Origin of the sequence: Bradyrhizobium glycinis, from assembly GCF_016031655.1 — a bacterium.
Taxonomy (GTDB): domain Bacteria; phylum Pseudomonadota; class Alphaproteobacteria; order Rhizobiales; family Xanthobacteraceae; genus Bradyrhizobium; species Bradyrhizobium glycinis.
Genome location: NZ_JACCHQ010000001.1, coordinates 322,014 through 342,616, shown reverse-complemented (window position 1 = coordinate 342,616; position 20,603 = coordinate 322,014). Strand labels below are relative to the sequence as shown.

Below are 20,603 nucleotides of genomic sequence, written 5' to 3'. Positions count from 1 at the left end.
TCATATCATGACGCTCCAGACCCGCATCCACGCATCCCGCCGCTCGCCGACGGTCCTCGTCGCCGGCGGCGCCGGCTTCATCGGATCGCATCTCTGCGACGCGCTCCTGCAACGCGGCAGCACGGTGATCTGCCTGGACAATTTATTCACGGGGACCACCGACAACATTCGGCCCCTGCTCAACCATCCGAACTTCCGCTTCATCGAGCATGACGTGCGCGATCCCATCGACATCGAGGGCGAGATCGATCGGATCTACAGCCTCGCCTGCCCGGCTTCGCCCCGCCACTATCAAGTCGATCCGGTCGGAACGATGAAGACCTGCGTGCTCGGCTCGATCAACCTGCTCGAACTAGCGCGGCAGAAGGCCTCCCGGATTCTCCAGGCCTCCACCAGCGAGGTGTACGGCGACCCGGAGATGCATCCGCAGCCGGAATCCTATCTCGGCAACGTCAATCCGATCGGGCCGCGGGCCTGCTACGACGAGGGCAAGCGCGCCGCGGAGACGCTGATGTTCGACTACCGGCGCATGCACGGGACCGAGATCAAGGTCGCGCGCATCTTCAACACTTACGGGCCGCGCATGCTCGAGAACGACGGCCGCGTCGTCTCCAACTTCATCGTGCAGGCCCTGCGCGGAGAGCCGATCACGATCTACGGCAAGGGCACGCAGACCCGCAGCTTCTGCTTCGTCGACGATCTCGTGCGGGGGCTTCAGCTCCTGATGGAGAGCCCCGCCTCGGTCACCGGCCCGTGCAATCTCGGCAATCCGCACGAGGTCACGATCGAGGCCATCGCCCGTGAAGTGCTGGCATGCACCGAATCGGCCTCCCCGCTGCGCTTCGAGCCCTTGCCAAAGGACGATCCCAAGCGGCGCAAGCCCGTGATCGATGCCGCCGAGAAGATTCTGGGATGGCGTCCGAGGGTGGCGTTGAAGGACGGCCTTCAAGCGACCATTGCCTATTTCGCGCTCCGTCTCGCCGGGGAATCGCCAACGCTCGTGCCGGCCATCGCCGCGCGCAGGACGCGGCATCCAGCACGCAGCCGGCTGACGATGTCCGAGCAACGGTGAAGGAGGATCCTTTGGTAGGCTCGAAAACGCCGCCGCGATGAGCGGGCTCAGGCCGCCTCGGTCGCATCGGCGCATTCCAAGACTTTCGTGCCGGCGCGGCGACGGTCTTTCGCGAACATGCGGCGATAGAGCACGACCGAGGCGAGCCATGCGACCGCGAACAGCGCGATCACGACAAAGCCGACATTGGCAAGCGACTCGTTGAGGTCCTCGACCAGCGCCCATGCGCCGCCGGAGAGGCCAAGCCGATCGCTGATCAGGCCAAGCGCCTCGATCCCGCCGATGAACAGTGCAACCGCCACGGAGGCGCCGGTGATCGTGAGATTGTACCAAAGCTTGCGCAAGGGATCGACGAAGGCCCAGCGATAGGCACTCACCATCAGCGCGGAATCGGCCGTGTCGACCAGCGCCATGCCTGCAGCGAACAGCGCGGGGAAAACCAGCACATCAACGAGCGAGGCGCCGCGCGCGGCTTCGCTGGCGGAGATGCTGAGCAGGCTGATCTCGGTCGCGGTGTCGAAGCCGAGTCCGAACAGGAAGCCGAGCGGATACATGTGCCAGGGCTTCGTCACCAGGCGGAACATCGGGCCGAGCAGCCGCGCCAGGACACCACGGCCGGCAAGCAGCGCATCGAGCTGCGCAGCATCGTGAACGCCCTCCCGCGCAGCGCGAAACGTCCGCCACAGGCCGGCGAAGATGACGAGATTGATCGCGGCAACCGCAAGCAGGAACAGCGCCGAGACCGAGGTGCCGATGAGACCGCCGACCTCCTTGAGGAGGCTGTCGCCGCCAAGGCTCACGACGCCCAGTGCCAGCAGCATGGTCGCCACCACGACAACGGTGGAATGGCCGAGCGCGAAATAGAGGCCGACGCTGCGCGGCGTCTCTCCGCCATGCATCAGCTTGCGCACGACGTTGTCGATCGCGGCAATGTGGTCGGCGTCAACGGCGTGACGCAGGCCGAACACCCAGGCCAGCAAGGCGGTCGCCATCACCGTCGGGCGCTCGCCGAACAGCGTGAAGGCCCAGGCCCATGCGGCGAGGTTGACGGCGACGAGCCCGCCGAGCAGCGCCACCGTTCCGGGCTCGACCGCCCGCAAAGTTCGCATCGCTACTCGTTCCATTCGCCCGCCTTTACAGTATGACGTTTATCAAAAACTCTCATACTGGCAAGAGCAAGAGCCGGACCAGTTTCGCGCTGCCCCTGACGAGCCGACGGAACGGAAGCCAAATGACTGGCCTGATGGAGGAATTCGGCGTCAACCGATCACAGCGCCAGGTGCGGGATGGGGCGCTGCCATTGGCAAGCAGATATCCACCTTGACGACGAAGTTGACGCTCGCCAGGGGGAGCTCGGGCCGCCCGCGCAAATGGAACCGATCGCTGTGAAGCGGTTCACATCCGATTCGACGATCCGGATGTACCCCTCGTGCCGGGTGGAGATGGCAGACGGAGACGCGCATGAAACTCCTCATGCTCTCGCTTATTGCAGCCATGCTTCTCGCCGGTGCGGCCAATACCGTGTTCAGGCCATATGCAGTATCTCATGTCGGTCAGCCCGGCATGGCGTCCATTCAAGACATGCAAACGGGCCAGGCCGACAAGCTTCCCGAGCAGGAGCTGCAGGACCGCTCCGTCTTGTTTGCGAAAGAGCCGCGGTAGCCGGCAGGCTCGCCCTATTCGGCCGCTGCGGTCGCGGGTTGCGGCTGCCCGTCGTTCGGTCCCGTTCGCGCCATCTGCTCGTCGAGCCAGAGGCTGTGGTGCTCGCGCGCCCAGTTGACGTCGACTTCGCCCGAGCCCATGGCCTCGAACGCGCCTTCCATCCCGATCGTGCCGATATAGATGTGCCCAATCATCGCCGCGACGAACAGGACCGCCACGATGGAGTGGACGATCTGGGCCATTTGCATGCCCTCGATCCCCGTGCCGTAGAACGGGAACATCAGCGCGTAGCCCGAAGCTGCGACCAGTCCACCGCCGATCACGACGATCCAATAGATCATCTTCTGGCCGGCGTTGAAGCGGTAGGCCGGCGGATGGTCATGTCCGATCATGCCGCCCCCGCGCTTGGCCCATTCGATATCGACCTTGTTCGGGATATTGCCGCCGATCCACATCAGGAAGATCAGGACGACGCCGAGCGTGAATGGGAAGCTCAGATAATTGTGGGCGTACTTGGCCCATTGCGACCATTCCGAAAACGCCTCGAAACCGATCAGCGGCAGCAAGAGCGGCCGGCCGAACGTAATGTTCAGCCCGGAAATGGCCAGCACGATGAAGCAGGTCGCCGTCAGCCAGTGCACGAACCGCTCGAATGCGTTGAAGCGCACGATGGTGCGGCCGGACCGTCCGGCTTCGAGACGCACCATCCCGACGGTGAGATAGAAGATCACGATGGCCACGATCATGCCCAGGATGGCGATGCCGCCGATCCAGCGCAGCGTCACGTTACGGAACTCCCGCCATTCCCGTCCCTGCGGCTGCTCGAGCACGCCGGAGCGCTGATCGGGAATGCTGACGCGGCCCTGGATCCGGTTGAGCTCCTGCAGAAGCTGCTGCTCCTTGACCGAGCTCGCGGTCGGATTGACCTGCTGAGCGCTCGCGGGCGCCATGCTCACCAAAAGAAGCAGCGCCCAGGCGCCCAGCGCCAGACGAATGAACCTTCCAAACGACGCCATCACGTCCTCCCCGGTCTTGCGCACCCTTCGGCTGCCCACCTCAGGACTCGATTGTCTCGCGATATGCGGTCTTCCAGCCCCATGCACCCGAGCCGTAACCGCGCTTCATGACGCGCTCCTTGTAGATCTGCGCAATGATCTCGCCGTCGCCGGCAAGCAGGGATTTGGTCGAGCACATCTCGGCGCACAGCGGCAGCTTGCCTTCGGCCAGCCGGTTCGCACCGTATTTCGCGTATTCCTCCTTGCTGCCGTCGGCCTCCGGGCCACCGGCGCAATAGGTGCATTTGTCCATCTTGCCGCGGGAACCGAAGTTTCCGACCTTCGGATATTGCGGCGCGCCGAACGGACAGGCGTAGAAGCAATAGCCGCAGCCGATGCAGAGGTCCTTGGAGTGCAGCACCACGGCATCGGCCGTGGTGTAGAAGCAGTTCACCGGACACACCGCTGCGCAAGGGGCGTCCGTGCAGTGCATGCAGGCCATCGAGATCGAGCGCTCGCCCGGCTTGCCGTCGTTGATGGTGACGACGCGCCGCCGGTTGATGCCCCAGGGCACCTCGTGCTCGTTCTTGCAGGCGGTGACGCAGGCGTTGCACTCGATGCAGCGATCAGCGTCGCAGAGAAATTTCATCCGAGCCATGTGCTTGCTCCTCTCAGGCTGCGACGATCTGACAAAGCGTGACCTTCGGCTCCTGCATGCCCGTTGCGGGATCGTAGCCGTAGCTCGTGATCGTGTTGGCGCTCTCGCCCAGCACGATCGGATCGGTGCCGGCGGGATAGTTCTTGCGCAGGTCGTTGCCGCCGAGCCAGCCGCCAAAATGGAACGGCATCCAGGCGACGCCCTTGCCGACGCGTTCGGTCACCAGCGCCTTCATCTTGGCCCTTGAATTGTTCTCGGCGCCGCTCACCCAGACCCAGCCGCCGTCCTTGATGCCGCGATCGGCGGCATCAGCCGGGCTGATCTCGATGAACATGTCCTGCTGCAATTCGGCGAGCCACGGATTGGTACGGGTTTCCTCGCCGCCGCCTTCGTACTCGACGAGACGCCCGGAGGAGAGGATCAGCGGGAACTGCTTGGCGATCCCCTTCTCCACCGCCGCCTTCTGCACCGAGAAGCCGATGTTGGGCAGCCGGAATTGCTTGGCATCGGGCAAGGTGGGATACTTCTCGACGAGGTCGACGCGCGGCGTGTAGATCGGCTCGCGATGCACCGGGATCGGATCCGGCAGACCGAACGCATTCATGCGCGCCTTGCCGTTGCCGAAGGGCACGCAGCCATGCTTCAGCGCGACGCGCTGGATGCCGCCGGAGAGGTCGAGCGCCCAGGACACCGCATCCGGATTGGCCGGGTTGACCCGCTGGATCGTCGCCATCTCAGCCTCGGTGAGATCCTTGTCCCAGCCGAGCTTCTTCAGGCTTGCCAGCGTGAACTCGGGATAGCCGTCCTCGATCTCCGAGCCCTTGGAGAAGGACTTGTCGGCGAGCAGGCTCACCTTCCGCGTCGTGCCGTCGGCCAGCTTCTCCTCGCGCTCGATGCCGAAGCGCGGACGGAATGCGCCGCCGCCGTCCATGACGTGCAGATTGTTATTGTAGAGGAGCGGCGAGCCGGGATGCTTCACCTCGGGTGAGCCCCAGCACGGCCAAGGCAGGCCGTAATAATCGCCGCCGACTTCCGGATCGTCCTTGGGGGCGCGCAACGTCACCAGGTCGAACTTGTGCTGGTTCTTCATATGCGCCTTGATGCGCTCCGGCGACTGACCGCAATAGCCGGTCGACCAGCTTCCACGGTTGATCTCGCGCAGCACGTCCTCGGCGACCGGGAGATTGTTCTCGACCTTGATGTTCTTGAACATCTTGTCGGCGAAGCCGAGCTTCTTGGCCATCAGATAGATGATCTCGAGGTCGTCCTTGGATTCGAAGATCGGCTTGACGATCTGCTCGCCCCACTGCATCGAGCGGTTGGATGCGACGCGCGATCCCGTGCATTCGAACTGCGTCGCCACCGGCAGGATATAGACGCCGTCCTTGCGTCCGGCCTCGACCGCCAGAGACGCCCAGGTGGTCGGGTGCGGATCGGCGATCACCAGCAGCTCGAGCGCCTTCAGGCCCTTCAGCGATTCGGGAATGCGCGTGATGCTGTTGCTGGCGTGGCCTTGCACGAACACCGCCTTAACGTTGTCCTTCTGTGCGACGTCGGTCTTCGGCAACAGCGCGGCATCGAACCAGCGCGTCAGCGGGATGCCTGGCGTCTCCATCTGCTTCTTCTCGTCGAAGCGGGAGACGAGATAGTCGTAATCGACCTCCCAGACCCGGGACCAGTGCTTCCAGGCGCCTTCAGCGAGGCCGTAATAGAACGGCAACGTCACGATATCGAGGCCGACGTCGGTCGCGCCCTGCACGTTGTCATGGCCGCGCAGAATGTTGGCGCCGGCCCCGGCCTTGCCGACGTTGCCCGTCATCAGCAGCGCGATACAGCTCGCCCGCACGTTGGCGGTGCCGACCGTGTGCTGGGTCTGGCCCATGCACCAGATGATGGTCGCGGGCTTGACCGTCGCGAACGTCTTGGCGACGCGCTCGAGCTGCGCGGCGGGCACACCGGTGACGCGCTCGACCTCCTGCGGATTCCATTTCTCGACCTCCTTGCGCAGGTCGTCGAAGCCGTAGACGCGCTGGGCAATGAATTCCTTGTCCTCCCAGCCGTTCTTCAGGATGTGCCACATCATGCCGTAGAGCACCGGAATGTCGGTGCCGGGACGGATCCGGACATATTCGGTGGCATGCGCCGCGGTGCGGGTCAGGCGCGGATCGAAGACGATGAAGTTCGCCTTGTTGAGCTCCTTGGATTCGAGCAGGTGCTGCATGCTGACCGGATGCGCTTCCGCCGCGTTGCTACCGATGAACAGCATCGTCTTGGAGTTGCGCATGTCGTTGATACTGTTCGTCATCGCGCCATAACCCCAGGTATTGGCGACGCCGGTGACGGTGGTGGAGTGGCAGATCCGCGCCTGGTGATCGGTGTTGTTGGTGCCCCAGAACGCGCCGAACTTGCGGAACAGGTAGGCTCCTTCGTTGGTCATCTTGGCCGAGCCGAGCCAATAGACCGAATCGCTGCCCGACTTCTCGCGAACCTGCAGCAGCTTGTCGCCGATCTCGTTTACCGCCGTGTCCCACGACACGCGCGTCCACTGCCCGTTCACCAGTTTCATCGGATAGCGCAGGCGGCGATCGCTGTGCACGAGCTCGCGCACTGACGCGCCCTTGGCGCAATGCGAGCCACGGTTGATCGGCGAATCCCAGCTGGGTTCTTGCCCGATCCAGACTCCGTTGAGGACTTCCGCCGTCACCGTGCAGCCTACGGCACAATGCGTGCAGATGCTCTTCTTGACGGTGGCACCGGCCGTGAGCGGGCCGGCGGCGGCCGCCTCCGCCTTGCGCACGTTGCCGACCGGCATGGCCCCGAGCGCGGCCAGAGCGCCGCCCGCCAGACCGGACTTGCGCAGGAATGTGCGGCGATCAAGTCCCCCGCCCTGCCCCGCAAGGGATTCGGCGACGGAACCTCGGCGGTCGGAACGCTGATGTGTTCGCTTGATAAGCACGGGCAGCCTCCCTCTCAGGCCGGATAGCGATTGACGCGGTAGAACGTCTTCACGTGATCGGATTCCTTGTAACGCGCCTTGCGCTTCTCATCGTTGGTTTCGCTGTCGGCCTGGGCGGACCCGACCAACGGCGTCGCAAGCGCCGCGCCGGCACCGGCGGTACCCAAGCCGACCTTGCGAAGAAAATCGCGGCGTCCGACCTTTGCTTTCGTCTCGTCACTCATCGCGTCTCTCCCGGACCGAGGCAGCTCGGTCAGCTGGCGAATGTGAATGCTTCCGTCTCGATTTCGATGAAGGTGCGGCCCAGCGCGCCGACTGCGCGATAGAAACCGGCATCCCCCGATTTCTCCATGTCGGCGAACAGCCGCCCCATCCAAGGCGACACATGCTTTTCGAAGAAGGCGCGCTGCGCCTCGTGCGAGGCGTCGAAGCGGCCATCGGCAAGGCCCGACATGATCTCGCACAGGATGGCGGCGTGATCTTCGGGTTCGGAATTGTTGGCGATACGCTCGATGCCGAGCGTCATCAGGTCGCCGCGCAGGCGCGACAACGGCCGTTCGTTGAGGAAACCCGTGAGATAATACGAGGCATAGGGCAGCAATTCGCCGCGGCCGAGCCCGACGAACAAGTCGAAATACTCCCGCTCAACTTTCGCCGGGACGGCGCTCGAGGCGGCCTCGGCGAGCGCCGCATGCGCGCGCCCGAGCGGCGTCGCGTCTCCGCTGAGCGCGGCGAGCTGATCGAGCAGGCGCTTCGACGGAGGTGCAGACAGCAGCACCGCGAGTAAGGCGTATTCCCGCGCGCGCGCCGCGTCGATGGGATCGACGAGCTCGGCCGAGCCGGCTTGCTCACCGTAAAGATCGGGCCGCAGGTCGTTTCGGGAGACGCCGGTCGCCGTTTCGACTGCAATCACCCGTTGTGCGGGTACACGGGTCCAATTCGACACGGAGGGCTGGCTGATGCCTATTTTACGTGCAAGATGACCGATGCCGCCCGCAGCATCGATCGCGCGATCAAGTCCATCATCCCGCACGTGGACCTCCCATCCAAGTCCCGTCTGCTTGATTATCGCTTTTGTTACAAAGCAGTAGGTAGCGTAATCCGGGTTCCAGCGCCGGTCAATCGCCTGCCATAGCCTGTACCTATAGCCTTTGGTCGTGGTTCAGCGCGGCAGTGCACCACCATGCGAGCGGGACCTCACGGGCTCCGCAGAATCCGCAGGTCTTTCACCCACTGTCGGTTGCACCGCAGCAGGGATTGCCAGGTGCTGCGTCTCATCGGGCGGCTCAACGACATTGGAAACAAGGGCCACATCGGCTTGATGCGATTCCGCCGGAGAATCCGCCGTTTCGATCGATGCTTCGGCAAGAGATTGGGCCGCCTCGCGCACGCCGCCGACAATGCGATCGACCAGTGCGGCCAGCTCTTCCGAGGAGCAATCCAGCGGGCCAAATCCCGGCATCGCCGTCGGGTCGTTGAAGTCCCATGCATTCTCCGCGAGCCCGACGAAGTCGCGAATCGCGGGATCGGTCGCCCAAGCGCGGCGAAGGGCCGCACGGCTCAACTCGCGGGGAATCCCCTTGCTGAGGAACGCCGTGATGTCGGTGGCAGCATTGATCTCGTCGATCGACGGCAGACTCGACAGATCGAACTCCGTCTCGTCCTCTTTGGTCTCGGACGGCGCCATCGGCTGCGCCGGGGCAGGCTTCGCCGGCTCCGCTCGCGACTGCTGTTTGCGGCGGGACCAACGCGCAAGGAAGTCCTCCTCACTCATTCCTGTCCGCCTTCATGTTCGCGCCGCGCCAGCGCCTCCGGGTCGGCACGGCGCCGCTTGCGCTTGACGAATTCCCGCTCGACATGGTGCTCGGCCACGAAGCTTTCAATCGCTTCGCGCAGCACTTCCGGCATCGGCACGGCCTCGACGAGATTGTCGGCGGCTTCGGTAAAGCCTTCGCCCTCGGCGGGGTCGGCGGTCACCGCGGTGACGGCATAGGGCCAGGCGCCTTCCGAGGGCGACAGCACGGTCCAGACGCTCGGACGGCCGGAGGTGAGATTGTCGCGATAGCGCGCCGTCTCCGAGGGATAAAGATCGATGGTCGCTCTTCCGGCATAAAACAGGGTCGTGCCGTCCTGCTCGCGAAGCACGGTCCAGGGTTGCGTCGACGGCTCGTCCGGCAGGACAGCAATTCCGCGCCAGATGAAATCGACCCAAGGCGAATCGGCCTTGCGCCGCTCGACCACGACGCCGACGGCAATCGAGAGGGACGGCACTGCCGCGGGGCTCATGTCGCCATCTCCAGGTGCTTCACCGGCAGTCCGGTTAAGAGATTCTGTGGCTTCATCCGGAGCTTCTGATCCGCAGTCATCGATAGGATCAGGTAGACCGGTTCATCCCCGACATCGTCGAGGGCACGGCTGGCATCCGCAAAGGTCAGCCGGAACAGTGCGAGCACGCGATCGGCCTCGCGCTCGCCGAGCTCTTCGCCGTGCCACAAACGGTCGCCGAGCCTCGTGGCATCGGCATCGAGCCCGACATACCAGGTCAGCTTGGCCTCGCGCAGCGCCCGTAGCGGTTCGATCACGACGTCGATGCCGAGCAGATGGGAGACCCAGCGCGTCATCACCTGCGCCAGCGCTAGAGGTCCGCGGCCGTCCGCGGTCAGGTCGAGAGCCATGTCGAACTGATCGCTCCGGTGCCAGTACGCCTCGGCATTCTCCTCGCCCAACACCTCCACCACGGCATCGGTGGTGGCCCCGAGCATCGACATCAGCGAGAGCACCGGGGTCGGGCTCCGGCCGCCGACGACTTCCTCGTCTCCCAGCAACAAAGCGTGCTCATGCGGCAGGACGCGCTGGGTCCGGAAGAACAGTTCGGCCGCTCGGAGCACGAGCGGGTCGTCACAGCTATCCAGAGCGTTGCGCAGGATGACGTGGACGAGCTGGTTGACGAACAGCGGCGGCAGATCGTTCGCCCCTGATCGCACCCAGGCAAGATAGGCGGCTTCGAGCGTCGGATGCCGCAGCAGAAGATCGCGAAACGCCAGCACGAACTGCCAATTCTCCCGGGCATCCGCATCGGCAATCTCGGCGATCTCGCCGGCGCTGACCGCCTGACGCGGGTCGGCGAGCAGTTCGCGGTGCAGCCGGCGTTCGACCGGGCACGCGTCATCCGGCGGCATCAGCTCGGGACGCGCAAAATAGGCTTTGAGAAATTCGTCCGTGACGCGCAGCCCGCCGCCCTCGTCGCGATCGAGCAGATGATGACCACAGGCGATCCAGAAATCGTTCATCTGACGGTCGGCTCCCGGCCAAGATCCGCAAGCCTGAGATCGCCGTCCGGCTGGACGTCGTCCTCCATCTCCATGAACGAGAACGCCTTGCTATGCCCCTGTCCTTCGCGGAGCTGCAGCCGGCGGAAGGACTCGCGGACCTCACCGTCGCTCGAGGTGCGGTGCACTGCAATAAGCGAGCTGATGGGATGGCTGCAGAGCGACTGGGCGAAAGCGACCTCCTCTTCCGCAGCCGTTTTCGCTGCCGCCATGTCCGGCGCGCCGAAACGGTCGACGAGTTGCCTCGCGAGGAGATCGACCAGGCCGTGGTAATCGTCTGCGGTCGCCGGAACGATCTGCGCCAGCGTCGACCAGCCCCAGGATTGCACCCCGAGGAAACCACCGCGAAACGCCGCGCGTGCCTTGCCCTCGAGCTTCGCGCCATCACAATCCCAGAAGCGGAAAGCGCCGGAGACGGCCCATTCGCCCGGCTCTGCCGCCACATCGAACACGAAGGTGTCCGAGGGATCGAGCGCGATCGTACGCAGGAGCTTCACAGGCGCGGTCCTCCGAGGGCCGGATCGAGCCAGGACGGCGCCGCGAGCGCCCGGACGAGGTCGCTTCGTTCGATCCTTTCCGTCCCGATGCGGCGCGTCAGAAGGTCGCCGCAATCATCGATGCGCTGCACCGTCTGCCTTTCACGCGGAATCCGCGTGAGATAGTCGCGCGCGACACTGTCAAAGCCGTCGACCCGCCAGCCGTCCAGCGCCAGCATCAGGTGCCGGGCGAAACTCTCCGTGATCTGCGCCGCGCCCGCCTCGCCAAAGCCTTCCTGGTCGAGCGCCGAGGCCAGCGGGTGGACGCCTGGATCGTCTTCGTTCATGGCAACCGTCCGTATCATCGCGCCGAAGACCAGCCAGGGCGGCGGCGCGTCCTCACTGGCTTCGGAAGGCCAGCCCAACCGTCCGCCGCCGACCAGCCCCCCGTCGATCCTGATCGCATCCGGCCAGCCGATCGTGATCGGCTTGCTCGGCGGCGCGTAGGCGCGAAGCGCGTCGGTGAGCGCGACCATGCCTGCATAGAACGCGCGCCGCGCGCTGCGCAACGGCTCGGCCGGCTCGAGCACCACGGCGAACTCGGCGAGATCGAAGCGGCCGACATAGACGAGCGTTCCGGCGCCGCTCTCCGGTGCGATGCGGCATGCATGGGCAAAAGCGTCGCCGCTCTCGCGCAACCGCACCAATGTGAAAGGCGGCGGCAGGTAGATCGGTTCCGCCGCGGAAACATGGCTCACTGGGATCGACGGCAGGCCGTCCTCCGCTTTCCTTTTCTTCCCGATGGATAATGTCTATACGAGGCGAAGGGCCGGCGCGAGTCCGTCGTCGGCGTCCGAATGGCGGAGAGGTTAACCTGGAGCGGCCGTCGAAGACCATCCTGATCTGCTCGTGCGAAGACACGATGCCCCTCGACGTGGCTGCGATCCGGCGCGGATGTCCGAACAGCGAGGTCAGGAGCTTTCGCCATCTCTGCGGGGCGGAGCTCGATCATTTCCGCAAGATGGCCGCGGCAGAAGGCGAGTTGACGGTCGCCTGCACGCAGCAGGCAGCGCAGTTTTCGGACGAGGCCGGCGAGCGGTCTGATGCGATCAGCTTCGTCAATATCCGCGAAACGGCCGGCTGGTCCCGCGACGGTGCGCGCGCCGGTGCAAAGATGGCCGCCCTGCTCGCATCCGCCTCCATCCCCGCCCCGGACTATCCGCTCGTCACCTTGTCGAGCGAGGGCGTCATCCTGATCTACGGGCGCGATGAGGCCGCGGTCGAAGCCGGCCGCCTGCTCGCCGATCACCTCGACGTCACGGTGATGCTGAAGCAGCTCGACGACACGGTGCCCCCGGTTGCCACGGTGTTCCCGATCGTGAAGGGAACCATCCGCTCCGCGAAGGGACATTTCGGCGCATTCGAGCTTGTAATCGACGATTATGCGCGTCCCCGCCCCTCCTCGCGCGATCGCTTCGTGCTCGACCCGCCGCGGAGTGGGGTGACCTCGCGTTGCGACATCGTGCTCGATCTTTCCGGCGGCCCGCCACTGTTTCCCGCCCACGACCTGCGGGACGGCTATCTCCGCGCCGACGCAAAAGATCCCGCCGCGGTGCTGCGCGCCGTGCTGACCGCGCGCGATCTCGTCGGCAGCTTCGACAAGCCCAGATATGTCGAGGTTGCGCCCGCGCTTTGCGCCCATTCGCGCTCGAAGCGCACGGGCTGCCATCGCTGTCTCGATCTTTGCCCGACCGGGGCGATCACGCCCGTCGGCGATCATGTCGCCATCGATCCGAACATCTGCGCGGGCTGCGGCCAATGCGCGGCGGCCTGCCCGACCGGCGCGGTCTCCTACACGCTGCCGCCCGCCGATACGCAGCTCCAGAGACTTCGCGCCATGCTGCTCGCCTATCGCGAGGCCGGCGGCGCGAATGCGGTGCTGCTCTTTCATGACAGCCCGCACGGTACGCCTCTGATCGACGCGCTCGCGCGGCATGGCGACGGCCTGCCGGCGAACGTGCTCCCCTTTGCCGTCAACGAGCTCACGCAGGTCGGGCTGGAGGCGATCGTCGGCGCCTTCGCCTATGGCGTCTCTGCCGTGCGCTTCCTACTCCGTGGCAAGCCGCGCCACGACGTGACCGGATTGACGCAGACGATCGCGATGGCCGACGCGATCCTCGGCGGCCTTGGATTTGCGGGCCGTCGCCTCGCCACCATCGAAACCGACGATCCGGACGCGCTCGGCCAGCATTTGACTGATATCGGCGCGCTCGACGCAATCGCGGCGCCGGCAACATTCAAGACCGTCGGCAAGCGGCGCGACCTCCTGCGGTTCGCGCTCAGCGAGCTGCACCGGCTGGCACCGCAGCCGGTCGACGTGATCGCGCTGCCGCAAGGTGCGCCGATCGGCGCGATCAGCGTCGACACCGACGGCTGCACGCTGTGCCTCTCCTGCGTCTCGGCGTGCCCGACGGGTGCGCTGCGCGACGATCCCGAGCGGCCGGTGCTGAAATTCATCGAAGATGCCTGCGTGCAGTGCGGCCTGTGCCAGAGCACCTGTCCGGAAAAGGTCATCAGCCTCAAGCCGCAGATCGATTTCCGCGCGGCGCGCGCGCCCGCCGTTGTCATCAAGGAAGAGGAGCCCGCACTCTGCGTCCGCTGCGGCACGCCCTTCGGCGTCAAGAGCACGATCGACCGCATCGCCGCCAAGCTCGAAGGCCGGCACTGGATGTACCCGACCGGCGACAAGCGGATCGAAGCGCTCAGGATGTGCGCAGACTGCCGCGTCGTGGTCATGAGCGAACAGCAATTCGATCCGTTCAAGGGCGTTCCGGAACGAACGCCGCCGCGAACTACGGATGATTATCTCCGCCAGCGGGACGGCAAGGACTAGACGAAGCGGACATCGTCGCAAGGCCGGAAGAGCCAATCATCGCGAGGTCGCGCGGGCCAGAAATTCGGTGAGCGCGCGCCGGTCCTCGGCCGAGCCGATGCGCTGCTCCGGCATCTTCGTGCCGGGGGTGTAGGCATTCGGCCCGATTTCGAACAATCGTGCGACGGTTTCCGGCGTCCAGACGATGTCCATCGTCTTCAGCGCATCGGAGAAGCGATATCCCGGCAGCGAAGCGATCTTGCGGCCGTAGAGTCCTGCAAGTGTGGGACCCGCACGCTGAACCTCCTTGTCCGAGAGCGTGTGGCAGGCAACACACGCCCGAAACACATCGGCGCCATGATCGCCGGCGTAGGCAGCAAGCGGGTCGGCCGGTGTGCCGATCAGGCTTGAACCGATGGGATCGCCGGTGCGCGCATTCCAGCGCCTGATCCTGCCGTCCGCTCCACCCGTCATCAGTGTCTCGCGATCGGCAAGGAAGGCGACCGCCCACACCGGCAGCCCGGGCCCCACCAGGGTGCGCAGCAGGTTGCGCGACTTGCGATCGATGATCGCCACGGTGCCGCCGATCCCGGCCGCAGCGATCAGTGCGCCGTCCGCCGACATGGCCAAGGCGACCACCGGTGTCGGACCGGCCGCGACCTCGCCGCTGACCTTGCCGTCCGTCGTCAGCATGCGCAGCCTGCCATCGACCGCGCCTGTGACGATTTCACCATCCGGCGCGACAGCCACCGCGTTCAGCGGCGCCGGCAACGTCACGATCTCAGACCGGCCCTCCGGCAAACGCCAGATGCGCAGCGCGAGATCGTAGCCTACGCTGACGAGCCTGCCGTCCGGCAGGAAAGCGACGCCGTTGACGTTCTGCGTATGCCCCTCGAGCACGCGGGACGTGCCGTCCGACAGCGACCACAGACGCACCGTCCGGTCCCATGACGCCGATGCGAGAAGCGCCCCATCGGGCGACGCAGCAAGTGCGGCGATCGGAGCGACATGTCCCTCCAGCACCCGGTCCGGCTCCGGCCGGCCCGCCGTCCACACCGCAATGCGCGCATCGGCGCCGGCCGTGATCATGCGGCCGTCCTTGAGAAAGACGACGGCATTGATGCCGTCGGCATGATACCGCAGCACTTGCTCTGCCGTGTCCGTCCTGAGCGACCAGCGGATGACGGCGGTGTCGAAGCTGCCGGAGAGAAGGCTGTCGCCATCGGGCGAAATGGCGAGAGCCCGTATCGGGCCACCGTGTCCGACCATGTCGGCATGCCCCGACGATGCGACAAAGACGGTCCACAGCACTGCGGCCACCTTCGTGCACAGAGCTGATCTGTTCATTCCTGGCCGCCTGCTGAGATTCACCCGCTCGAGATTGCCAGAACAGGCAACGGAAATGAACATCCTGAAACGGTCTACTTGGCCGGTGCCGTCGTGGTCTTGGACGACCCCTCCGGCGCGGCCTGCATGCCAGGCGGACTCTGGCCCTGGGGACTTGCGGGCGGCGCACCGCCCGAGCCGGTATTGATCGGGCCGGTCCAACCTTGCGGCTGGAGCTGGCCCTTGTCCTCGGGAGGCGTTTGCGCCGCCGGCGAGTTGGTTTGCGCCGGCTGGGCCAGGGCACCTTCGACAATGCAAAGTGCTGCAAAGCACAGGATCGTTCTCGGTAATTTCACGCAAGGCCTCCGATGCGCTCACTAGGCTTGCAGCAAACTTGCAAGACGCGCATCCGTTCCGGATCGTGCAGCGCAACAGCCAGCTCGCGGAATCCTCCGCGTGAACGGCGATCGCCTCGACGAGCTTGCTCGCTGCAAGCCCTGTCGTATAGATGGCGTGGTCCAATCGAGGGAGGCTGAGGATGAAGGCTTTTTTGCTTGGCTGCGTTGCGGCCGTGGTGATCGCGGTTGCCGGGATGGTGATCCTCGATCGCGTGCAGGAGCCCGCCGCGCAGGCGTTTGCCACCACCGGGGTGCGCCTCTGAGAGGCCCTCACTGGCGCTTGAGCCCGATCTGGTTGAAGATGGGAGCGAAGGGCACGAGCTCGACCTTGCGAACCGTAGCTTTCCTGCAGCTGAGGATCAGAGATCGCCGCCCTGCGCTGTGCGGACAATGGCGCCGCGCAAGGCGCTCTCCAGCGCAATATCCGCGTCCGGCATTTAAGACTCTGGTAACCATACGAGCATGGTTGAACGCATTGGCGCAAATCGCGCGGCGGCAGTGTCTGACTTGTAACGGCCTTGGTATAAGCGCAGCTACGGTTCGAGCGACGTTCGCGGATGATCCCGGTTTTCTTGATTGCGCATGAATAAGCCCAGCAACACGTTCGACATCGCCATCGAGCCGTCGTTCGACTTTCTGTCTCCGGAATATGCAGAGCTGTTCGATCGTTCGGCTGCCACTGCCTTCCAGCATCCGGTCTGGTTGCATAGCCTGTACACCAGGCTCGCGCCTGAAACGGGAGCAACGGCTCTGGTCGTCGTGGTGCGCTACCGCGACACCGGCACCCTTGCGATGGTGCTGCCGCTGCTCCGGATCCGGCGCGGTCCGATACGAACCGTCGAGTTCGCCGACCTCCGCGTCTCCGACTATCTGGCACCGGTTTGCAGCCCGGACGTGTTTTCACGATTGCTCGACGATACGGCTGCATGCGCGCAGATTCGGCGCCTTGTCCGCCCCTTCGATCTGCTCCGAATGGCCAAGCTGCCCGACGGACGGCTTCCGATCGAGAACCTCCTGGCCACGTCCCGCCGCGTCTCGATGAACACCAATGCCTACGCCACGGTTCTGGTCGCGCCGTACGAGCAATGGCGGGCCAGTGCGATGGATCGCTCCTACCAGAAGGAGCTCGCCAAGAAATATCGTCAGCTCCAGAAGAAAGGCGCGCTGAGCTTCTCATGCTGCAGCGACGGCGCCGCCGTGCTCGAGGCGATGGACGTGATGAGGAAGTTTCGCGGCCCGCGCTTTCACGCACAGGGCGACGGAGACCTGCTGCAGCGCCCGGAATATTACGGCTTCTATTCCGACGTCGCCGTTCGGGGCCTCGGCTCCTTCGTCCGCCTCTATGCCATGAAGATGGACGGTGAAGTGATCGCCGCCGTGCTCGGATTGTGCCACCGCGGCAGCTTCCTCGTCATCATGAGCGCCTTCGACATCGCCGGCTACAAGAGCCAGTCCATCGGCGCGCTGATGTTCGAACAGGTGGCGCGGGATTGTATCGAGCGCGGAGATCAGATGCTCGACTTCACCATCGGCGACGAGCCATACAAGAAATCCTTCGGCGCACAGCCTTCGCCGGTGTGGGAGGTCACGCAGGTCGGCAGCGCCGTAGGCGCCATCGTCCTCTTCGGGCTCAAGCAGGCGCCTTGGCTCAAGCTGGCGGCCAAGCGGCTCTCGGACCTGAAGGTTCAGCCCGCCCACACCGCGACGCCCACGCGCTGACCGGCGGGGTCGCAGAGTTCAAGCCCGCAACGCGCCGCGGACACGCCCAAGCCAGCCCGGATGCATCTGATCGACGCGGTGTGCAAGACTGCGCCGCAGGAAATGCAACCGTCGCCGCACGTCCCAACCGATATCGTTACGAGAGGTCAGCGCCTGGCGGAAGCGTGCCATCTTCAGCGACTGCTGATCCGCCGCAATCTTGTCGCGATCAGCATAGAATTGCGAGATCTTCTCCAGGCCCATACCTGCCGTCGTGAGCCATTGCGGCACATATTCGGTGCAGAGACGATCGACGTCCACAAGCAGGCGGGCGACACCCGTTCCGGCCGCGGGACAGTTGGTCTGGAACGCATCGCCGATGAGCACGATGCCGGGCCGGAGATGCCCCTCGACGACAGTCAGATCCATCACCCAGTTTTGGACCCGGTCGGTCACACGGAAATCGCCGAGATAGCTCCGCAATCCCGGTAGCAGGCGCAAGACTGTCGCCTCCGGCTCGCGGCGCAACTCGCGCATGATCGGATCGGTCGGATCGCGGAACATGAAGAGATTGGCACGCATTCCGGCGCGCACGGGAAACAGGCTGAGATAGTCGATGCCATCCGCGGTGCGTTCGCCGTAACAGGTCAGCGCCTCGAAATCGAACGGGGTGCCATCCTTGCGCGCGATCGTGAAACCGAACGACACCGAATGGCGCTCAGCCAGAACCCGCCGCCTGATGCCGAGCTTGTAGCCCAGGCCCGCCGCCATGCCCGTGGCCAGAACGACAAGGCGGGCAGTCACGCGCCGCCCGGAGGCCAGCTCGAGATGTTGGACATCGCCGCTGCTGCAAATCGCTGTGACCTCGTCGACGATCAGGTTGGAGGGATCCGGAAGCTGGCGACGCGCCATGGCGACGAGATCGGCATAGGCAAATCCGTAAGCCCTGCCGACGCTGACATCGACCACCTTGCCTTCACGGATGTTGAGCACTTGATCATATCGGCACGCGACATCTTCGAGCGCATCGAGAAAGCCGAGCTTGCGGAACAGCTCCAGCTGATGGCCGCCGATCTTCTCGACCCGAAACTCGTCCGGATGGACCGCCCGCTTGTCGACGAGAGCGACGCGACGCCCTGCCCGCGCCAGCACGGCCGCCGCAAGCGATCCCGCAAGGCCGCCACCGACAATGGCGACGTCCGAGTCGATGGTTGTGGTCTCGTCCCCGTCGACCGGCTCGGTCACGGTTCTCGTCATGGCTACCGGCTCCCACGGTTAACGAGGTCTGCAGTGCAAATCCCTCGCCTGATGTCGCATCGTAGGGCCGGGTGCGAACATTTCCTGAGATTGAGGTTAATGACCGCACGCCCGAGTTTGCCGCCTCGGAGCGGCACGCGTCTTGCTGCCCGAAATCCATTCTGCGCGCGAGCCCCAGATCTCGCCTTCTCAGTCGTCGATGCGGCGCTATGTCGTCAGTCGCGCGAGTTGGAAATTGCAGAGCTTGGACAATGGAGACAGCGATGTTCCAGAACGACGCAGCCGGCATCACCGCGACCACCGAAATCCTCCACTCGTCCATTAACACTCGCGATTTCTCGACATGCTAGGTTGTCGCCGGTATCGGAACATGTCTCGTCAGGGGAGCGCAGCCCCTTAACCCATCCCATGATCGCATCCATTCTCCAGTTCATGCGGCGCGACGTCACGCGCGGTGTTGCCGGGACCATCCTGCTCAAGGTCGGCAGCGGCGTGCTCGCGTTCGCGTTGTTCTCGCTGGCGGCGCGGACGATGTCGCCTGACGGCTTCGGCATCTTTGCGACCTGGCTGTCGGTCGCGCAGATCGCAGCCGTCGTGGGACTGGTCGGCCAGGAATCCCTGCTGGTGCGATTCCTGAACGAATATCAGGTCGGCGAAAGACCGGACCTTACCAAAGGCGTCCTCCAATCGAGCTTGAAGATCGCGTCGGTCGCAATGCTGATCGTGATCGGCGTGATCGCGATCGTCGCGAGCATGAGAGGCGACTGGTGGGTGCTGATCGTTGCGGTGTCGGCCTACACGGCCGTCAATGCCGGATTGATGCTCGGCAGCCAGATCGCGCGCTCACTTGTCAGCATCCTCATGGGCGAAGGAAACCGCGAGTTCCTTTGGCGGGCCATCGTCGTCCTGTTCCTGCTCGTCATGCTGCTCGGCCATCGCCAACTCGATCCGGCCGAGATGTTCGTGGCGATGACGATCGCCATGTCGGTTGGCCTTGTTGCGCAGATTGTATCCGTCGCCCGCGTGCTGCCGGATCTGCGCAGTACGCCGGCGCGCTCGGAGACGTCACGCTGGCGATCGAGTGCCCTGCACTTCTGGATCGCATCGATCCTCGAAGTCGCCAACCAATATCTCGACGTCATTCTGGTCTACTGGATGCTGGATCCGACGACCGCGGGAATCTACTTTGCCGCCTCGCGCCTCGCCAACATTTTCGCCATGGTGTCCGCGGCGCTTTACACGTTCGGTGCGCGCCGGCTCCCGTCGCTGTATTTCAGCAAGAACCACGGGGAGTTCGAGCGGACCTCGCGCTTGATGGCGGAAGTGACCGCGCTCTGCGTCGCCGCCGGCCTCGCCACGATCTGGATCGGCGGCCCCTATCTCCTCAACCTGTTCGGACCTCATTTCGCCGAGCAGCATTCGGTCCTGATCGTGCTCGCAATCGGAACCGCCATCCAAGCGGCGGGCGGCCCGTCTGCTGCGATCCTGCAGCTGACCGGCCATGAACGAATCTATGTGCCGGTTGTCGCCGCCAACGTCGCGCTGCGGCTGGTCGGATTTCTCGTCCTCATTCCCTTCCTCGGCGTGCTTGGCGCGGCGATTTCGACGACCGTGTCGCTCGCGCTCGCGACCATCGCGCTGAACGTCCTCTGCCGCCGGCGAAGCGGGGTGGATCCTTCCGTTCTCGTGCTCTTGCGCTTCCCTGCATCGAGGCGCGGCAATTATGCCGTCCGCAGCGCGGAATCGCATGACTAGGTGCCATCACGCGCCGCTGGGGTCAACGCGCAGGACCGATTGGTTAACGCGCCAGCCGGAAACCATCGGAAATGCTGCGCGAACGACGTCGTTCGCCTTGGAGCCGTATTAACTCCGTTTGTTGCTAGCCGGTGTCCGCGGGATGCCCG

20 protein-coding genes are annotated in these 20,603 nt (G+C 64.8%); 6 read left to right on the top strand and 14 right to left on the bottom strand.

All coding sequences use genetic code 11. The features are described from left to right. Positions 1 to 7 precede the first annotated feature (7 nt). Complete coding sequence (locus tag HZZ16_RS01560; protein ID WP_197946747.1) at positions 8 to 1,072, top strand: UDP-glucuronic acid decarboxylase family protein; 1,065 nt, start codon at positions 8 to 10, stop codon at positions 1,070 to 1,072. A gap of 47 nt (positions 1,073 to 1,119) precedes the next feature. On the opposite strand, the gene HZZ16_RS01555 is transcribed toward HZZ16_RS01560, so the two are convergent. Next, positions 1,120 to 2,181, bottom strand: coding sequence for a HoxN/HupN/NixA family nickel/cobalt transporter (locus tag HZZ16_RS01555; RefSeq protein ID WP_246509910.1), 1,062 nt, complete (start codon positions 2,179 to 2,181; stop codon positions 1,120 to 1,122). A 352-nt stretch (positions 2,182 to 2,533) separates the two neighbouring features. Here HZZ16_RS01555 and HZZ16_RS01550 point away from each other — a divergent pair, with 352 nt between their 5' ends. Continuing rightward, positions 2,534 to 2,734 carry a hypothetical protein gene (locus HZZ16_RS01550; protein ID WP_197946743.1) on the top strand — a complete coding sequence of 67 codons (201 nt, stop codon included), beginning with the start codon at positions 2,534 to 2,536 and terminating at the stop codon, positions 2,732 to 2,734. Positions 2,735 to 2,748: 14 nt separating this feature from the next. On the opposite strand, the gene HZZ16_RS01545 is transcribed toward HZZ16_RS01550, so the two are convergent. The 10 genes from HZZ16_RS01545 to HZZ16_RS01500 all read right to left on the bottom strand — a co-directional run bounded on the left by HZZ16_RS01545 (position 2,749) and on the right by HZZ16_RS01500 (position 11,906). After that, positions 2,749 to 3,750, bottom strand: a complete 1,002-nt coding sequence (locus HZZ16_RS01545) for a formate dehydrogenase subunit gamma (RefSeq protein ID WP_197946741.1) — start codon at positions 3,748 to 3,750, stop codon at positions 2,749 to 2,751. A 40-nt stretch (positions 3,751 to 3,790) separates the two neighbouring features. Then, the gene (gene fdh3B / locus HZZ16_RS01540) at positions 3,791 to 4,387 is read right to left on the bottom strand and encodes a formate dehydrogenase FDH3 subunit beta (RefSeq protein ID WP_197946740.1); all 597 of its coding nucleotides are present in this window, start codon (positions 4,385 to 4,387) and stop codon (positions 3,791 to 3,793) included. A 13-nt stretch (positions 4,388 to 4,400) separates the two neighbouring features. Then, on the bottom strand, positions 4,401 to 7,343 hold the full coding sequence (locus HZZ16_RS01535) for a formate dehydrogenase subunit alpha (protein ID WP_197946739.1): 2,943 nt from the start codon (positions 7,341 to 7,343) through the stop codon (positions 4,401 to 4,403). Between the two features lie 14 nt (positions 7,344 to 7,357). Next, positions 7,358 to 7,567, bottom strand: a complete 210-nt coding sequence (locus HZZ16_RS01530; RefSeq protein WP_036005112.1) for a twin-arginine translocation signal domain-containing protein — start codon at positions 7,565 to 7,567, stop codon at positions 7,358 to 7,360. A gap of 29 nt (positions 7,568 to 7,596) precedes the next feature. Beyond that, positions 7,597 to 8,376 (bottom strand): molecular chaperone TorD family protein, encoded by a 780-nt coding sequence (locus HZZ16_RS01525; RefSeq protein WP_197946738.1) that lies wholly within the window; start codon positions 8,374 to 8,376, stop codon positions 7,597 to 7,599. A gap of 129 nt (positions 8,377 to 8,505) precedes the next feature. Beyond that, positions 8,506 to 9,117 carry a DUF3306 domain-containing protein gene (locus HZZ16_RS01520; RefSeq protein WP_197946737.1) on the bottom strand — a complete coding sequence of 204 codons (612 nt, stop codon included), beginning with the start codon at positions 9,115 to 9,117 and terminating at the stop codon, positions 8,506 to 8,508. After that, a complete protein-coding gene (locus tag HZZ16_RS01515) occupies positions 9,114 to 9,629 on the bottom strand; it encodes a DUF3305 domain-containing protein (protein WP_197946736.1) in 516 nt (171 codons plus the stop codon). Before HZZ16_RS01515 ends, HZZ16_RS01520 begins: the two co-directional genes overlap by 4 nt. After that, positions 9,626 to 10,633 carry a DUF6352 family protein gene (locus HZZ16_RS01510; RefSeq protein WP_197946735.1) on the bottom strand — a complete coding sequence of 336 codons (1,008 nt, stop codon included), beginning with the start codon at positions 10,631 to 10,633 and terminating at the stop codon, positions 9,626 to 9,628. The genes HZZ16_RS01515 and HZZ16_RS01510 overlap by 4 nt, the downstream gene beginning before the upstream one ends. Then, a complete protein-coding gene (locus tag HZZ16_RS01505) occupies positions 10,630 to 11,169 on the bottom strand; it encodes a DUF6505 family protein (RefSeq protein ID WP_197946733.1) in 540 nt (179 codons plus the stop codon). Before HZZ16_RS01505 ends, HZZ16_RS01510 begins: the two co-directional genes overlap by 4 nt. Next, a complete protein-coding gene (locus HZZ16_RS01500; protein WP_311973593.1) occupies positions 11,166 to 11,906 on the bottom strand; it encodes a biotin/lipoate--protein ligase family protein in 741 nt (246 codons plus the stop codon). The genes HZZ16_RS01505 and HZZ16_RS01500 overlap by 4 nt, the downstream gene beginning before the upstream one ends. Positions 11,907 to 12,070: 164 nt before the next feature. On the opposite strand from HZZ16_RS01500, the gene HZZ16_RS01495 reads away from it, so the two are divergent. Continuing rightward, positions 12,071 to 14,041: a 4Fe-4S binding protein gene (locus HZZ16_RS01495; RefSeq protein ID WP_197946731.1), complete on the top strand. Its 1,971-nt coding sequence runs from the start codon at positions 12,071 to 12,073 to the stop codon at positions 14,039 to 14,041. A gap of 36 nt (positions 14,042 to 14,077) precedes the next feature. Here HZZ16_RS01495 and HZZ16_RS01490 read toward each other — a convergent pair whose 3' ends face one another. Next, complete coding sequence (locus HZZ16_RS01490; RefSeq protein ID WP_197947255.1) at positions 14,078 to 15,367, bottom strand: c-type cytochrome; 1,290 nt, start codon at positions 15,365 to 15,367, stop codon at positions 14,078 to 14,080. A gap of 74 nt (positions 15,368 to 15,441) precedes the next feature. After that, complete coding sequence (locus tag HZZ16_RS01485) at positions 15,442 to 15,702, bottom strand: hypothetical protein (protein ID WP_197946729.1); 261 nt, start codon at positions 15,700 to 15,702, stop codon at positions 15,442 to 15,444. Positions 15,703 to 15,884: 182 nt separating this feature from the next. On the opposite strand from HZZ16_RS01485, the gene HZZ16_RS37850 reads away from it, so the two are divergent. Together HZZ16_RS37850 and HZZ16_RS01480 are read left to right on the top strand one after the other, a co-directional pair. Further along, positions 15,885 to 16,007 carry a hypothetical protein gene (locus HZZ16_RS37850; RefSeq protein WP_283815744.1) on the top strand — a complete coding sequence of 41 codons (123 nt, stop codon included), beginning with the start codon at positions 15,885 to 15,887 and terminating at the stop codon, positions 16,005 to 16,007. A 319-nt stretch (positions 16,008 to 16,326) separates the two neighbouring features. Next, a complete protein-coding gene (locus HZZ16_RS01480; protein WP_197946727.1) occupies positions 16,327 to 17,463 on the top strand; it encodes a GNAT family N-acetyltransferase in 1,137 nt (378 codons plus the stop codon). 18 nt (positions 17,464 to 17,481) lie between these two features. Here HZZ16_RS01480 and HZZ16_RS01475 read toward each other — a convergent pair whose 3' ends face one another. Next, positions 17,482 to 18,699, bottom strand: a complete 1,218-nt coding sequence (locus tag HZZ16_RS01475; protein ID WP_197946726.1) for an FAD-dependent oxidoreductase — start codon at positions 18,697 to 18,699, stop codon at positions 17,482 to 17,484. A 408-nt stretch (positions 18,700 to 19,107) separates the two neighbouring features. On the opposite strand from HZZ16_RS01475, the gene HZZ16_RS01470 reads away from it, so the two are divergent. After that, the gene (locus tag HZZ16_RS01470; RefSeq protein ID WP_197946725.1) at positions 19,108 to 20,454 is read left to right on the top strand and encodes a lipopolysaccharide biosynthesis protein; all 1,347 of its coding nucleotides are present in this window, start codon (positions 19,108 to 19,110) and stop codon (positions 20,452 to 20,454) included. Positions 20,455 to 20,603: the final 149 nt, after the last annotated feature.